Annotated in this window: 13 protein-coding genes; 4 read left to right on the plus strand and 9 right to left on the minus strand. The window is 65.9% G+C overall.

Annotated elements, in window-relative coordinates:
• Window positions 1-4: 4 nt before the first annotated feature.
• Window positions 5-1,555: an MFS transporter gene (locus BN69_RS11305; protein WP_014891745.1), complete on the minus strand. Its 1,551-nt coding sequence runs from the start codon at window positions 1,553-1,555 to the stop codon at window positions 5-7.
• Between the two features lie 278 nt (window positions 1,556-1,833).
• On the opposite strand from BN69_RS11305, the gene BN69_RS11310 reads away from it, so the two are divergent.
• Window positions 1,834-3,927, plus strand: a complete 2,094-nt coding sequence (locus tag BN69_RS11310; protein ID WP_014891746.1) for a carbon starvation CstA family protein — start codon at window positions 1,834-1,836, stop codon at window positions 3,925-3,927.
• Window positions 3,893-4,120: a YbdD/YjiX family protein gene (locus BN69_RS11315; RefSeq protein WP_051013278.1), complete on the plus strand. Its 228-nt coding sequence runs from the start codon at window positions 3,893-3,895 to the stop codon at window positions 4,118-4,120. The genes BN69_RS11310 and BN69_RS11315 overlap by 35 nt, the downstream gene beginning before the upstream one ends.
• Before the next feature lie 17 nt (window positions 4,121-4,137).
• Here BN69_RS11315 and BN69_RS11320 read toward each other — a convergent pair whose 3' ends face one another.
• Together BN69_RS11320 and BN69_RS18490 are read right to left on the minus strand one after the other, a co-directional pair.
• Entirely contained in the window at window positions 4,138-6,120 is a 1,983-nt protein-coding gene (locus BN69_RS11320; protein WP_014891748.1) for a hybrid sensor histidine kinase/response regulator, read from the minus strand.
• Between the two features lie 19 nt (window positions 6,121-6,139).
• On the minus strand, window positions 6,140-7,057 hold the full coding sequence (locus BN69_RS18490) for a response regulator (RefSeq protein WP_014891749.1): 918 nt from the start codon (window positions 7,055-7,057) through the stop codon (window positions 6,140-6,142).
• 34 nt (window positions 7,058-7,091) lie between these two features.
• On the opposite strand from BN69_RS18490, the gene BN69_RS11330 reads away from it, so the two are divergent.
• Entirely contained in the window at window positions 7,092-8,024 is a 933-nt protein-coding gene (locus BN69_RS11330) for a uracil-DNA glycosylase (RefSeq protein ID WP_244434921.1), read from the plus strand.
• Between the two features lie 132 nt (window positions 8,025-8,156).
• On the opposite strand, the gene ispG is transcribed toward BN69_RS11330, so the two are convergent.
• Entirely contained in the window at window positions 8,157-9,467 is a 1,311-nt protein-coding gene (gene ispG, locus BN69_RS11335; protein WP_014891751.1) for a flavodoxin-dependent (E)-4-hydroxy-3-methylbut-2-enyl-diphosphate synthase, read from the minus strand.
• Window positions 9,468-9,786: 319 nt separating this feature from the next.
• Here ispG and BN69_RS18815 point away from each other — a divergent pair, with 319 nt between their 5' ends.
• Complete coding sequence (locus BN69_RS18815) at window positions 9,787-10,026, plus strand: type II toxin-antitoxin system TacA family antitoxin (RefSeq protein ID WP_014891752.1); 240 nt, start codon at window positions 9,787-9,789, stop codon at window positions 10,024-10,026.
• Window positions 10,027-10,062: 36 nt separating this feature from the next.
• Here the strand turns inward: BN69_RS18815 and BN69_RS11340 are convergent, their stop codons facing one another.
• Genes BN69_RS11340 through BN69_RS11360 form a run of 5 tightly spaced genes read right to left on the minus strand, consistent with a single transcriptional unit; the run spans window position 10,063 to window position 14,274 of the window.
• Window positions 10,063-10,926: an SDR family NAD(P)-dependent oxidoreductase gene (locus BN69_RS11340; RefSeq protein ID WP_014891753.1), complete on the minus strand. Its 864-nt coding sequence runs from the start codon at window positions 10,924-10,926 to the stop codon at window positions 10,063-10,065.
• Complete coding sequence (locus BN69_RS20080; RefSeq protein ID WP_014891754.1) at window positions 10,923-12,293, minus strand: thiamine phosphate synthase; 1,371 nt, start codon at window positions 12,291-12,293, stop codon at window positions 10,923-10,925. Before BN69_RS20080 ends, BN69_RS11340 begins: the two co-directional genes overlap by 4 nt.
• Before the next feature lie 3 nt (window positions 12,294-12,296).
• Window positions 12,297-13,091, minus strand: a complete 795-nt coding sequence (locus BN69_RS11350; RefSeq protein ID WP_014891755.1) for a thiazole synthase — start codon at window positions 13,089-13,091, stop codon at window positions 12,297-12,299.
• Between the two features lie 6 nt (window positions 13,092-13,097).
• The gene (thiS, locus tag BN69_RS11355; RefSeq protein ID WP_244434922.1) at window positions 13,098-13,241 is read right to left on the minus strand and encodes a sulfur carrier protein ThiS; all 144 of its coding nucleotides are present in this window, start codon (window positions 13,239-13,241) and stop codon (window positions 13,098-13,100) included.
• Window positions 13,216-14,274, minus strand: a complete 1,059-nt coding sequence (locus tag BN69_RS11360) for an FAD-dependent oxidoreductase (RefSeq protein ID WP_014891756.1) — start codon at window positions 14,272-14,274, stop codon at window positions 13,216-13,218. Before BN69_RS11360 ends, thiS begins: the two co-directional genes overlap by 26 nt.
• Window positions 14,275-14,479 lie beyond the last annotated feature (205 nt).

The following is a 14,479-nucleotide window of genomic DNA, read 5'->3' on the forward strand; positions in this document are numbered from 1 at the left end:
CGCTTCACGCCTGTCCAGGGAACGGGGGCGCCGCCGATCCGGCCTCTTCGGGGGACGCTTGTCGGACGGCTTCCGCGCCCACCGCGTCGAGACTGAGGCCAGCCGTCTCAATGCGAAACAGCCAGGTGACGAGCGCGCCCAGAAGCGATGTCCCGACCAGCATGTAAAGCAGCCGCGAGGCGCCGAGATCGGCGAGCAGGATGGGAAACAAGAACGCTGTCAAACAGGCGCCGATCTTTGCGAATGACGCGGCGAAGCCCGCGCCCTTGCCGCGAATGGCGGTTGGAAACACCTCGCCGGCAATCAGATAGGTCTGCGCGTTGGGACCGAGATTGGTCATGAAATTGAACAGCATGAAGCCGACGAAGATGAGCGTCATCCGCGCGCCGCCGTCAACGCCGACCGATTGGGCCGCAATGAACAGGCCGATGGCGCAGCCAATAAAACCCGTGATCTGCAGCGGAATTCGACCAAGTCGGTCAGCCAGCAGCACGGCCGCCAGGACGCCGACCAGCAGCAGGATGTCGATGAACGCCGCGCCTTCTGCAGCGATCAGATCGTTGGAAACGAGATCGGCCACGCTTTGCGCATGCTCGCGCTGGTGTCCAACGGCGGCGGCGAGAATGGTCGGCGTGAAAATGCCGATGCCGTAGGTTCCAAGGTCCTGCAAGAACCAGGGAACGGATGCGAGCACGGTCGCGCGCAGATTTTTGGCGTGGAAAAGAGCGGCGTAGCCTTTCGAACGCCTGGTCTCGTTTCTCTCGGCGGCGGCGGAGAGTCGGACGACGCTCGGATAGCGAGGCTGGCGCTGTAACAGCCGGCCGAGCGTTGTTTCGGCCTCGCGCTTGCGGCCGCGAACGGCGAGCCAGTGCGGGCTTTCGGTGATGAACAATCGTCCGACGATGACCAGCGCCGCCGGGATGATGGCGGTGGCGTACATCCAACGCCAGGATTCCAGATCAGGATAATTGGACAGGATGAGATAGCCAACGGCGGTGCCGATCAGCGCGCCCGTCGCCTGGAATCCGAACGCCGCAAGCACCAGGGCGCCGCGGCTGTGCGTCGGCGTGCTTTCGGAGATAACGAGGTGGGCGGTCGGATAGTCGCATCCGAGTGCGAGCCCCATGCCGAACAGGCACACGAGCAGCCATGGGAAGTTTGGCGTGAAGACGATCGACACCAGAAAGAAGGCGAACAAGATCATTTCGAAGATGAAGAGCGGTTTGCGGCCGAAATGATCGGACAGTCCCCCCAATGCGCTTGCGCCGATCAGAATGCCGAACAATGTCGCCGCGCCGACCGCGCCGTGCTCGGCGGCGCCGAGGTCGAATTCCTTGACGATCAAAGGCAAGGCGACGCCGGTCATGAACACGACCAGCCCCTCGAAAAACTTGCCGGCGACCGACAGCCACCAGATGCGCCACTGCATCTCCGTCAGCCGTGAAGGGGGAGCGACGGTCCCGTCGGCCCATTGGGGTCGTTCGTCGATATAACCCTGGACTGTCGTTTCACGCGCTATTCTATCAGCGCCCGAGTTCAAGACGCTCTGCTCCATGTGCGTCGATCCTTATGCTCGGTCGGCACTATGGGCGTTAGGCCATATCGCTATTGTGACTGCGCTGAGCGTTCGCCCGACGATGAGCGGGACCCCATCCATGCGCTAGCGCGCGCGGAGCGTGATTTCCGGCCGCAAAAGGTTTCGTGTAGACATATTTCCCGCATCAAAATATCTCGCTAACAATATGGGCGTCTCATTCGGGAAATACGCCCGCCGCCTCACCCTTCGTCTCTCCCCGCTTGCGGGAGAGGGAGATAGCCAAAGATCGCGCAATCGTGTCGACTAATCTCATACGCTTCCCCGTCGCCTTCAAGACGCTCCTCATCTGGACCCCAGTCTTCGCCCTCGCGCTGTTCTCGCTCTATACGCTTGCGGTTTCGCGCGGCGAGAACGTCAACGCCATGTGGCTCGTCACGGCGGCGGTCGGGACCTACGCCATTGGCTATCGCTTCTATTCGCGCTTCATCGCCGAGCGGGTGCTGGGGCTCGACGCGCGCCGCCGCACCCCCGCGCTGCGCCGCAATGACGGGCTCGATTATGTGCCGACCGACAAATTTGTGCTGTTCGGCCATCATTTCGCGGCCATCGCCGGCGCCGGACCGCTCGTCGGCCCCGTGCTCGCGGCGCAAATGGGCTATCTGCCGGGAACATTGTGGCTCTTGACCGGCGTCATCTTCGCCGGCGCCGTGCAGGATTTTCTCGTCCTGTTCATCTCGACGCGTCGCGACGGCCGCTCGCTCGGCGATCTCATCAAGACCGAGATGGGGCGCGTGCCCGGCGTCATCGCCATGTTCGGCATTCTCACCATCATGATCATCCTGCTGGCGGTGCTGGCGCTCGTCGTCGTCAAGGCGCTCGCCGACAGCCCCTGGGGCGCGTTCACGGTCTTCGCGACGCTGCCGATCGCCGTCTTCATGGGCGTCTATGGCCGCTATCTGCGCCCGGGACGGATCGGCGAAATGTCGGCCATCGGCTTCGTTCTGCTGCTGTTGAGCATCGCCTTCGGCCGCACCGTGTCGGAGAGCGCGCTGCTGGCGCCGCTCTTCTCCTTCAAGGCCGAGACCCTCGCCTTCATGCTGATCGGCTATGGCTTCGTCGCCTCCGTCCTGCCGGTGTGGCTGCTGCTCGCGCCGCGCGACTATCTCTCGACCTTCCTGAAGATCGGCACGATCCTGTCGCTCGCGATCGGCATTTTCATTGTCTGGCCCGATCTCCAGATGCCGGCGATCAGCCGTTTCATCGACGGCACGGGGCCGGTCTTCGCCGGCAGCGTCTTCCCGTTTCTGTTCATCACCATCGCCTGCGGCGCGGTGTCGGGCTTTCACGCGCTCGTATCTTCCGGCACGACGCCGAAGATGATCGCCGACGAGACGCAGACCCGCTTCATCGGCTATGGCGCGATGCTGATGGAATCCTTCGTCGCCGTCATGGCGCTGATCGCCGCGAGCGTGCTGGAGCCCGGCGTCTATTTCGCCATGAACAGCGCGCCGGCGCTGATCGGCGTGACGCCCGACTCGGCCGCGGCGGCGATCTCCTCATGGGGGTTCGCGGTGACGCCGGAGACGCTTTCGGGTGTCGCCGCCGAAGTCGGCGAGAAGACGATTCTGTCGCGCACCGGCGGCGCGCCGACGCTCGCCGTCGGCATGGCGCATATTCTCTCCTCCGCGATCGGCGGCTCGACGGCGAAAGCCTTCTGGTATCATTTCGCGATTCTCTTCGAGGCGCTGTTCATCCTCACCACCATCGACGCGGGGACGCGGGTCGCGCGTTTCATGATCCAGGACCTGTTCGGCGCCTTCTTCCCCGCTTTCGGCAACACCCGCGCCTGGGCGCCGAATCTCGCGGCGACCGCCATCGCGGTGAGCGGCTGGGGCTATTTCCTCTATCAGGGCGTGATCGATCCGCTCGGCGGCATCAATACGCTGTGGCCTTTGTTCGGCATCGCCAATCAGATGCTCGCCGCGATCGCGCTGACGCTGTGCGTCGTCGTGCTCTATCGGATGAAACGCGAGCGCTACGCCTTCGTCGCCATCGCGCCGACGGCGTGGCTCTATATCTGCACGCTGACGGCGGCCTTCGAGAAAATCTTCCATGAGGATCCGCGCATCGGCTTTCTGGCGCATGCGAGAAAATTCGCGGCCGCCGCCGATAAGGATCAGCTGCTGGCGCCGGCGAAGACGCTCGCCGAGATGCAGCGCGTCATCTTCAACGATTATGTCGACGCGACGCTATGCGCGATTTACGTGACGCTGGTTCTGGCGATGCTCGGCTTCGCCATTAGGGCCATTCGCGCCGCGCGCGCCGCTGAGCATGTCACCACGCGGGAGACCGAGGATGAATTGCACGATCTGCAGCCTGCCCGGGCTTGATCTCAATGGCCTCGCGCGCAAGCTCCGCGACGGCGCGAAGCTGATGGTCGGTCAGGGCGATTACGACGCCTATGTCGCGCATGTCCGCGCGCGCCACGATGGCGAGGCGATCATGACGCGCGACGAATTTTTTTGCGCGCGCAAGAATGCGCGTTTCGGCGCTTCGGGCGAACGCGCGTTTCGCTGCTGTTGAACGCGTCGCGAGCCGATTCACGCCGCCGAATCGTCGCACAACAAATCCGCGACGAGGCGGATGTCCTCCGGCGCAAAGGGTTTCTCTATGATTGGACAGCCCGAACGCGCGATGAAGCGATCCGCGCCGGGACCCAAAACGTCGCCGGTGACGAAGGCGATGCGGTTGGTCATATGCGGATGTTCGACGCTGAGCCAATCGTAGAAAGCCGGGCCGTCGCCGTTGGGCATGCGGATGTCGCAGAGAATGAGGTCCGCCGGCCGCGCGGCGATCGCTTGCTTCGCGTGGTCGCCGCTCGTCGCGATCTCGCAGTCGAAGCCGAGCCGTCGCAAAATTTCGCCGAGCAGGCCGGCGATTTCGACTTCGTCGTCGACGATCAGCGCACGCCTCCGCCTGGTCGTCCGCGGCGTCGCCATCGCTGTATTTTCGGCGACGGCGGCGTTTTCGACGCTCAATGCGTCGATGGGCAGCCTGATCGTGAAAACAGCGCCCGCGCCCGGCTGCGGCGGCTCCAGAGTGAGCGAACCCGCGTGCGACTCGATGAGACCGCGCGAAACGGCAAGTCCGATTCCGGTTCCCACTCCCTGGGGCTTGGTCGTGAAGAAAGGATCGAAAATGCGGCTGCGGATCGCCTCGGGAACGCCCGGCCCATTGTCGGAAATGTGGAGATCGAGCGTCTGCGCCGCTCGGTCGGCGCGCGCGACGATCGAGATCCGCCGAGGCGCCGGCTGCGATTCGAGCGCCTGCTTGGCGTTCACCACCAAATTGAGCAGCACCTGATGCAATTGGTCGCTGTCGGCCAAGAGCGGCGGCAGGTCCGCTGGGACGTCCTTGGTCACCTCGATGCCGGCCGTCCGCAGTCCATATGAAAGCAGTTCGAGCACGCGCTCGACGAGATCGGGAATCTCCACCTTGCCGCGTTCCGCCTCGCGCTGACGGGCCATCGCCAGGAAAACCTTGACGATTCGCGCGCAGCGGTTGGCGGCTGTCTCGATTTTCGCGCCGCGTTCCGCAAATTCCTCAAAATGCTTGTCGAAACTCGCATGCGACTGAGCCGCCTCGCGCAGCATGAGCGCCTGTCCGATGACGATGGAGAGCGGATTGTTGAGTTCATGCGCCACGCCGGCGAGGAGCGACCCAAGGGCTGCGAGCTTTTCGTTTTGGTAGAGCGCTTCTCTTTGACCTTCGATTTGCGCCTGCGCTTCTCGCGCTGGACGTAGGTCGCGAAGATGCGCCGTGAAGAGCGCGCCTGGACCCGAACCGACCGCCGTGATCGCCAATTCGACGGGGATGCGCGAACCGTCGGCGCGCATCGCCTCCAATTCGACGCGTCGCCCAATCACGGAGGACGGCCCGCCCGCTCGGAAGCGCTCAAGTCCGCTGTTGTGATGATCGCGCAATTCCACGGGGACGATCAGCTCGGCGACGGTCCTGCCGATCGCATGCTCGCGCGAATAGCCGAATGTCGTCGAAGCCGCGGGGTTGAACTCGACGACGCGGCCTTGCGCGTCGATGACGACGATACAGTCCAGAGCGGAGTCGACCACCGCCGCATGAATCGCCTCCCGCGTCCTGTGCGATTCCAGCAATTCCAGCCGATCGCTTTCGCACTGCTCGGCGTCGGCCAGCGGACGCGCGACGCAGACGACGCCCTGCATGACCCCGCCCGGCGTGAACGGCCTGAGCTCCTCTTCGATCCAACGAGGGGCGCCGTCCGCGTCGTCAACGAAACGGCGCAGGCGTTGCGGCGCGTTCGCCGAAAGATCCTGCATCGCTGCTTTGTAGAGACTGGCCGCCTGGGCGCCTAAAACGTCCTCGACGAACCTCCCGATGACGCATTCCTCCGTCGCGCCGAGCGCTAAAAGAAACTCGCGATTGACGTAGCGATAGCGTAGCTCCACGTCGAGAAAGGCGGCGCGGCCTGGCATCGCGTCGAACAACGCCTGCAGCAGCGCGCCGCCGGTCGCCGGCGCTTGCGTCGCCCCTTGCTGGATATTCATGTCAGGCGCTCTCTCAATTTTATGCGCGCTCCGTGAGCGCCGCGCTGGAGGTCTCGTGCAGCCACAATTGCATCGGCTCGGCGATGTTTTTGAGCGCGTGCCGTCGCGCCACGAAATCCTTGCGAATATTCCCGCGCGTCATTGCGTGCGCCACATCCGAAATCATCACCGCGCCGGCCGGCGCGGCTTCCTGTATGCGCGCGGCGAGCGCCACGACTTCGCCGAAGCGGTCTCCGTTCCGAACGACCACGTCGCCAACCGCCACGCCGATGCGCAACTGCAGCGTTTGCGCATGCCCGTGCGCCATCGCATAGGCGCGGGTTTCCGTCTGGCATTCCACCGCCCATTCGACCGCGTTATGCACGCTGGCGAAATCGATCAGCGCGCCGTCGCCGAGCATCTTGAACAAACTTCCGGAGCGGCGCGGAAGCGATTGCGTGACGACGTCGCGAAAGAACCGGTCGATGAGCGCCAATCCGTTATGCTCGTCGTATTGAATCAAGCGCGTATAGCCGACGACGTCGATCGACGTGATCGCCGCCAGCCTTTTGCCGGCGAGGGCGGCGCGCGCCATCTTTCTGCGCCGCAGCAGGCCGCGGATGCGCGCCAGCATTTCGCGCATGTGATACGGCTTGGTGACATAGTCGTCGGCGCCCGATTCGAGCCCCACGATGCGGTCGATCGCCGAATTGACCGCCGTCGCGAAGATGATGCCCGTCGAGCCGCGCGCATTCAGCCATCTCGCGAGCGACAGCCCGTCTTCGCCCGGCATGTTGATGTCGAGAATGGCGAGATCGATCGCCTCGAATTCGACCATGGCGCGGAATTCGGCGGCGCTCGGCGCCGCGAGAACGCGATAGCCGTTCGTCGCTAGAAACTCGGCGAGCAATTCGCGCAAGTCCTGTTCGTCTTCGGCAATCGCGATGGTCTCGTGCATCGGCCGATCTGTCTCATCGAGAGAGAGCCTTGATTTGGCGCAATATAGATTGCGCGTATCGCCGCCGCAAAATGTGCCGCTCCACACCGCTTCGGTTGATCTCGCGGCAGCTTCGTTTAGTCTCGACGCCATGCGCGCCGACCTTCCGGAAAACGCCAACGCCCTCATGGCCTTGCTCGACTGGCACGTTCAAAGCGGCGTCGATCTCGCGCTCGACGAGGCGCCGCACGACCGCTATGCGGACAGCGCGCGCGCGGCGTCGCTGACCGAGCCAGCCGAATCGACGGCGACGCTTCGAACCTTCCCGCAGCCGACGGCCGCCGAACGCCCGCGCCGCGCCGCGGCGCCGATCGCCGCGCCGGATGAAGCCATTCGCGCCGCGGAGCAGGAGGCCTCCAGCGCGCGCGATCTAGACGAACTCGCCGCGCGTCTCGCCGATTTTCCGCACGCGCCGTTTCGCGACATGGCGCAGCATTTTCTGTTCGGCGCCGGCGCCCCCGGAGCGCGGCTCATGGCGTTCGACGCCGCCCCGGGCGTGACGGAAGAAACAAGCGGCGAGGCGTTCAGCGGGCTTTCGGCGAAGCTCCTCGACAATATGCTGGCGGCGATCGGCTTTGACCGCTCCAGCGCCGCTCTCGCCTATGTCTCGCCCTGGCGCTCGCCCGGCGATCGCACGCTGTCTCCGCATGAAGCGGCGATCTTCGCGCCATTCGCGCGACGCCGGGTCGAATTGGCGCGGCCGGACGTTCTGCTGATTTTTGGCGAAGCGCCGGCGCGGATCATGCTGACGACGAATGAGCCGGTGGGAAAGCTGCGCGGCAAGGCCTTTGAAGCGCGCTGCGGCGCGCATGTGGCGCGCGCCTTCGTGTTTTCCAGTCTGGAAGCGATGCTGAAAAGCGCGGCGCTGAAGCCCGCCGCCTGGCGCGATCTGCGAAGGGCCGCGGAGGCGTTGCAAGAGCATCGCTAGCGCCCCCCACCCTGTCCCTCCCCCGCTTCGCGGGAGAGGGGACGCAAACGATCAGCGTTCGCGTTGTTTTAATGAGGGCGGACTCTGCTCCCTCTCCCGCGAAGCGGGGGAGGGCTGGGGTGGGGGCGGGACTTACTCCGCGGCTTCGCCCTTCGCGCCGCCGCCGAAGCGGCGCACGATATAATCGTCGACGATGCGGGTGAATTCCTCGGCGATGCCCTCGCCGCGCAAGGTCATCGCCTTCTTGCCGTCGATGAAGACCGGCGCGGCTGGAGTCTCCCCGGTGCCGGGCAGCGAAATGCCGATGTCGGCGTGTTTCGACTCGCCGGGACCGTTCACGATGCAGCCCATCACCGCCACATTGAGCGTCTCGACGCCGGGATATTGCGCGCGCCAGGCCGCCATGCGCTCGCGGATATGCGCCTGGATGTCGCGCGCGAGCTCCTGAAACACGGTCGAGGTGGTGCGCCCGCACCCCGGGCAGGCCGCGACGAGCGGAACGAAGGTGCGAAAGCCCATGGTCTGCAGTATTTCCTGGGCGACGCGCACTTCGAGCGCGCGGTCGCCGCCGGGTTCGGGCGTCAGCGACACGCGGATCGTATCGCCGATGCCGTCCTGCAGCAGCACGCCGAGCGCGGCGGCGGAGGCGACGACGCCCTTCGAGCCCATGCCGGCCTCGGTGAGGCCAAGATGCAGCGCATAGTCGCTGCGCTGCGCCAGCATGCGATAGACGGCGATGAGGTCCTGCACCGCCGAGACCTTCGCCGAAATGACGATGCGGTCCTTCGCAAGGCCGACTTCCTCGGCCCGCTTCGCCGACATCAGCGCCGAGCGGACCAGCGCCTCGCGGGTCACGGCGCGCGCGTCGAGCGGCCGGTCCGAGGCGTGGTTCAAGTCCATGAGATAGGTCAACAGCTCCTGGTCGAGCGAGCCCCAATTGGCCCCGATCCGCACCGCCTTGCCGTGCTTGGCGGCAAGTTCGACGATCGAGGCGAACTGCTTGTCCTTCTTTTCCTTGAAGCCGACGTTGCCGGGATTGATGCGGTATTTGGCGAGCGCCTCGCCGCACGCGGGATGATCGGCGAGCAGCTTGTGGCCGATGTAATGGAAATCGCCGACGAGCGGGACGTGGCATCCCTTCTGCGCGAGCTTCTCGAAAATATGCGGCACGGCGGCCGCCGCCTCGTCGCGATCGACGGTGATGCGGACCAGCTCCGAGCCCTGCTGCGCCAGCGCCAGAACCTGCGTCACGGTCGACTCGACATCCGCCGTGTCCGTGTTGGTCATCGACTGAACGACGACCGGCGCGCCGCCGCCGACCACCACAGCGCCCGGGCCCGCGCCAACAGCCACCGCGCATGTGCGGTGGCGGGGCGCCGGTTCGGCGACGACCGGATCGGGCAGGCGGGTCTCTGGAGCCTCGATCAAAACGGCGTCGGTCATGGTTTCTCGTCGCGGCTGATTTTGGAGTCGGCTCTAGGTCGCGCGGAACGGCTTCAAGGTCAAGCGCCCCAAGCAAGCAGCGCCGACGCGACAAGCTACGCTATAGAGCGCGCAATGCTGCGAGATGAAGTTTCAGCTTGGCGCCAAACTCGAGGAAGATTCGAACGCGCTCTAATTTGAGAGATATTTTGGCAAAAATTTGCAGCATTTTCCACGGCTCCCGATTCGCTGGCGGTAGGAGCGTAGGCGAGGGGGCGTTTGCGGCTTGCGACGTGATGAAGGCATCTGGCGAAGACCGCTGAAATTAGGGAGAAAACCCTTGATACGCAATCGTTTAAAGCCCGAACTCCTCGCGCGCGCCGCGCGGTATATAGGCAAAATGGGCGCCGAGTTTCTGCTCGAAGTCGGGCCCCGCGCGGCCCAGGACGCCCTCCTGGATCGAACGCTGTTCGATATTAGCCGGCAAGACCATGCGCGTTTCGTCGAGCGGCTCGATGCGCCGCCCAGGCCGAATGAGAGGCTGCGGCGCATGATGACCACCAAAGCGCCGTGGGAGTGACGCTCGCGTCGCAATCCAATCAGGCGAGCCAAGCGCTCAGCCTCCCGCCTTCTCCTTCAGCAGCCCCAGCCTCCGCGCCATCAGCCAGTCGACGAGCCGCGCCGGCAAGAGGCTGCGCAGCGTATAGTCCGTAAAGCGATTTCTGACGACCGGGATGCGGATGGGCGGGCGCGGCGCCGTCAGACCCCGCAACACGGCGCGCGCGACGACCTCGGGACCGGGCGCGCGGCGGCCGGCCTCGACAAGCCATTCCAGCATCCTGCGGCCTGGCGCGGCATAGGCCGTGCCCTCGAACAGAGTGAGATCGGTCGCTTCGGCCTTGTCCCAGATCGGCGTCGCGATCATCCCCGGCTCGATCAGGACGACGTCGACGCCATAGATGATCAGCTCCCGGCGCAGCGCGTCCGACATGCCCTCTAACCCGAATTTCGACGCGGCGTAGGCGCCAAGAAAAGGCGCGGCGGAGCGACCGGCGACCGAACTCATATTGACGATGCGGCCTGGCGCGCCGCGTCGCGCTTCGCCGGCGCCGAGCAGGGGCGCAAAGGCCTGAATGACTTGAAGCTGCGCAATGAGATTGATCTCGATCTGGCGCCGGAAGTCGTCGATCGGCAGATGCAGCAGCGGTCCGGGGACGGCGACGCCGGCGTTGTTGACCAGCCCCGCGAGCGTTGCGCCATCGAGCCGCGCTTCGACCTCGCGCGCGGCGGCCGCGATGGATTCGGCGTCGGTCACATCGAAGAGGAGCGGCGCCACGGAGGCGCCATGACGCGCGACAAGTTCGGCGGCGTCGGAGTCCTGACGGACCGACGCGAACACCAGAAACCCCTTCTCGACCAACAGGCTGACGCAGGCCGCGCCGATTCCCGTCGAAGCGCCCGTCACGACGACGGCCTTCATACAGGTTCTCCTAACGCCGCCAGGAGATGCGCAAGCGCCACGCGCGTTTCGCCGTCGGCGCGCCCGTCGACCTTCGCGGGGCGGAAGTGGCGCTGAAACGCCTCGACCGCCTGGACCGTCTGCGCGTCATAGACGCCGGTTTGCTCCACGCGATAGCCGTAAGCGGCGAGGTCGCGCTGGAGCGAGGCGACCTTGGCGCCCGCATCGCCAAGCGAGACCGTCGTCGCGCCCGCGCCGATACGCTCATCGACAACCCGCCCGACGCCATGGCGGGCGAGCTCCTTCCAGGGAAAGAACTCGCCCGGGTCCCGTTTGCGCCCCGGCGCAATGTCGGAATGCGCCAGCACGCGTTCGGGCGGTATCGCCTGGCGCCGGCAAATGTCCTTCGCGAGCGCCGCCGTCGCCTCGATCTGGGCCGCCGGATAGGGTCTGGGGTCCTCGTGACCCGGATGAACGACTTCGATGCCGATGGAGGCGGAGTTCATGTCCGTCTCGCCGGCCCAGAAGCTCTTTCCGGCGTGCCAGGCGCGTCGCGACTCCGGCACGAGCTGCAATATGCTTCCGTCTTCGTTCACGACATAATGCGCCGAGACCTCAGAGCGCGGATCGCAGAGCAGGGCGAGCGCCGATTCCGCGGTCGGCATGCCCGTGTAATGCAGCACGAGCGACGAGATCGGGCGCAGGCGTTCGCCGTGATTGGGCGAGGGGCAGACGCGCGCGCCGGCGTGGTCCGGCTCGAAAAAACCCTCGCGCTCACGCCAGGGCTGCGTCGCGGAGAGCCATTCCTGCGCGCGCGCCTCGGGATCGGCGTTGCGCAAAATGTCGGTGACGACGCAGGCGCTGTCGGCGCCGGCGGCAAGCGCCGCGACGGCGCGTTCGGGGGTCAGCCCGCCGATCGCGACGAGAGGCGTCGCGCCGATCTGCGCCTTCCAGGTCCCGATCCGGGCGAGGCCTTGCGGGGCGAAGGCCATCTGTTTCAGCAGCGTGGGATAGATCGGCCCTAGCGCGACATAATCCGCGGCAAGAGACAACGCCCGGTCGAGTTCGGCTTGGTCATGCGTCGACACGCCGATCCTGACGCCGGCGCGGCGCAGCGCGGGAATGTCGGCCAAATCGAGATCGCCCTGGCCGAGGTGGACGAAATCGCAGCCTTCCTTGATCGCCAGCCGCCAATAATCGTTGACGACGAGCTGCGCGCCATGTCGCGCGCAGATGTCCCGCGCCATCGCGATCTGCGCCCGCACGTCAGGCTCGGCGCGATCCTTCAGCCGCAGCTGCACGAGCCTGACGCCCTGCGGCAGCAGGCGGGGAAGCCAATCGGCGTCGTCGACGATGAGATAGAAAGGGTCGAGCCTCAGCGCCGCCACCCGTTACGCCAGTCTGTCGAAGGGACGGCCGATGATCGGCGTCGAAGGCTCAGCCATGTCGCGCGGCGTCATCGGCTGCGCGCGGAAGCCGGCGCGGCCGGCTTCGATCGCCATGGCGAAGGCGCGCGCCATGAGGACGGGGTCGCCGGCGCGGGAAACGGCGGTGTTGAGCAGCACCGCGTCATAGCCCATCTCCATCACCAGCGCGGCATGGGAGGGCGCCCCGAGCCCCGCGTCGACGATGAGCGGCGTGTTCGGAAAATGCGCGCGCAGCGCCCGCAACGCGAAAGCGTCGTTGACGCCGCGCCCGGAGCCGATCGGCGCCGCCCAGGGCATCAGCACCCGGCAGCCGGCGTCGAGCAGCTTTTCCGCCACCACCAGATCGTCGGTCGTATAGGGAAAGACCTTGAAGCCGTCGTCGGCGAGCGCGCGCGCCGCCTCGACGAGGCCGAAGACGTCGGGTTGTAGCGTGTCCTCCTCGCCGATGACTTCAAGCTTGATCCAGTCGGTCGCAAAGACTTCCCGCGCCATTTGCGCGGTGGCGATCGCCTCCTTGGCGGTGCGGCATCCGGCGGTGTTGGGGAGCACGCGCACGCCAACGTCGCGGATGAGGCTCCAGAACGCCTCGCCCGCGCGCGCCCCGCCGGCCTCGCGCCGGAGCGAGACGGTGACGATCTCGCATCCCGACGCGCGAATGGCCTCGGCCAGGATTGCCGGCGACGAATAGCGCGCGGTGCCGAGCAGCAGCCGCGAGGCCAGCGCGACGTCGTAAAGCGTCACCGTATCATCATGGATCAAGCTCGCTCACCCGCCCTGTCTCGGCGTTACGATTTCAACGGCGTCGCCTTCGCGAAGCCGCGTATCGGCGCGGTCCTTGGCGCGCACGAATTCCTGGTTCAAAGCGGTGCCGACGGTCTTTTCATCATACCCCAGTTCGTCCAGCAGCATTTGCAACGTCGTCGCGCTCACATCCTGCGGCCGCCCGTTGATTTGAATCAGCATCCATCACCTCTGGGAAATGCCCGTCGTTTACAATGACCTCGGCCGCGCGGCGCGCCAGCGCCGGCGCAAGCAGGAACCCGTGGCGGTAGAGCCCATTGATATAGAGTGTGCGACCCCGCTTCAAAAGACGTGGCAGATTATCGGCGAAGGCGGGCCGAAGGTCCGAGCCCATCTCGACGACTTCGGCCTCGGCGAAGGCCGGGTGGACCGCAAAGGCGGAGTTGACGAGTTCGACGACCGACCGCGCGGTGACCCGCGCGCGCTCCTCATTCTCGATCATCGTCGCGCCGACCATGAACAGCCCCTCGCCGCGCGGCACGACATAAACCGGCCGGCGCGGATGCAGCATGCGTATGGGACGCGCCAGGGAAATCTCCTCGCTGCGCAGAATCAGCATTTCGCCTTTCACGCCGCGCAGGCCGGGAAGCGCGTCGCGCGCGGCGAAGCCGCGGCAGTCGATTATCCAATCGGGACTCGTCTCCAATCCGGCGGCGTCCTGCTGAAGATGCAGCGTCACATTCGGCGCTTGCGCGAGGCGCTCGGTCAGCGCGATGAGCGCCGCCCTGGGATCGAGATGCGCTTCTTGCCGAAAAAACAACGCGGCGTCGAAGCGCCCGGCGAGATCCGGCTCGAGCGCCGCGATTGCCTTTGCGTCCAAGGATTCGAAATTGCGCGTGCGCCGGGCGAAGTCGGCGAGCTCCGCCCGCTCCCGAGCCGGCGTCACGACAAGACTGCCGGCGACCGTCGCGACGCCGAGCTCGCGCGACCAGAAGTCGAGCGCCTCTTGCCCGAGCGTCGCGATCAGGGGCTCGGCGCTTTCCAGTTCGCACCAGGGGGCGATCATGCCGCCGGCGAAGCGCGAGCAGCCAAGGCCCGGCGCGAAGGCGCGCTCGACGATCTCCACGGCCACGCCCTTGCCGGCGAGCGCATAGGCGGCGCAGAGCCCGGCGACGCCGGCGCCGATCACGCGCGCGAGCATGAGCGCCGCCTTTTGGGAAATTTCGCTGACACCATCCCTCCGCCAGTCTCAACTGGACCAGGTTCGAAGGGTCGCCGCCCCCCGCGTTTTCGCGCGTCTTGCGGCCTCTCAGCCCCGTGGCGGCGTCGTTGGCGCGCCGCCGGGCGGGCTCCCCCGGCGGACGTAGGCTGGCGCGAAGCGCAGGGGCAGTCAAGCGCTGCGCATG

Origin of the sequence: Methylocystis sp. SC2 (genome assembly GCF_000304315.1) — a bacterium.
GTDB lineage: Bacteria > Pseudomonadota > Alphaproteobacteria > Rhizobiales > Beijerinckiaceae > Methylocystis.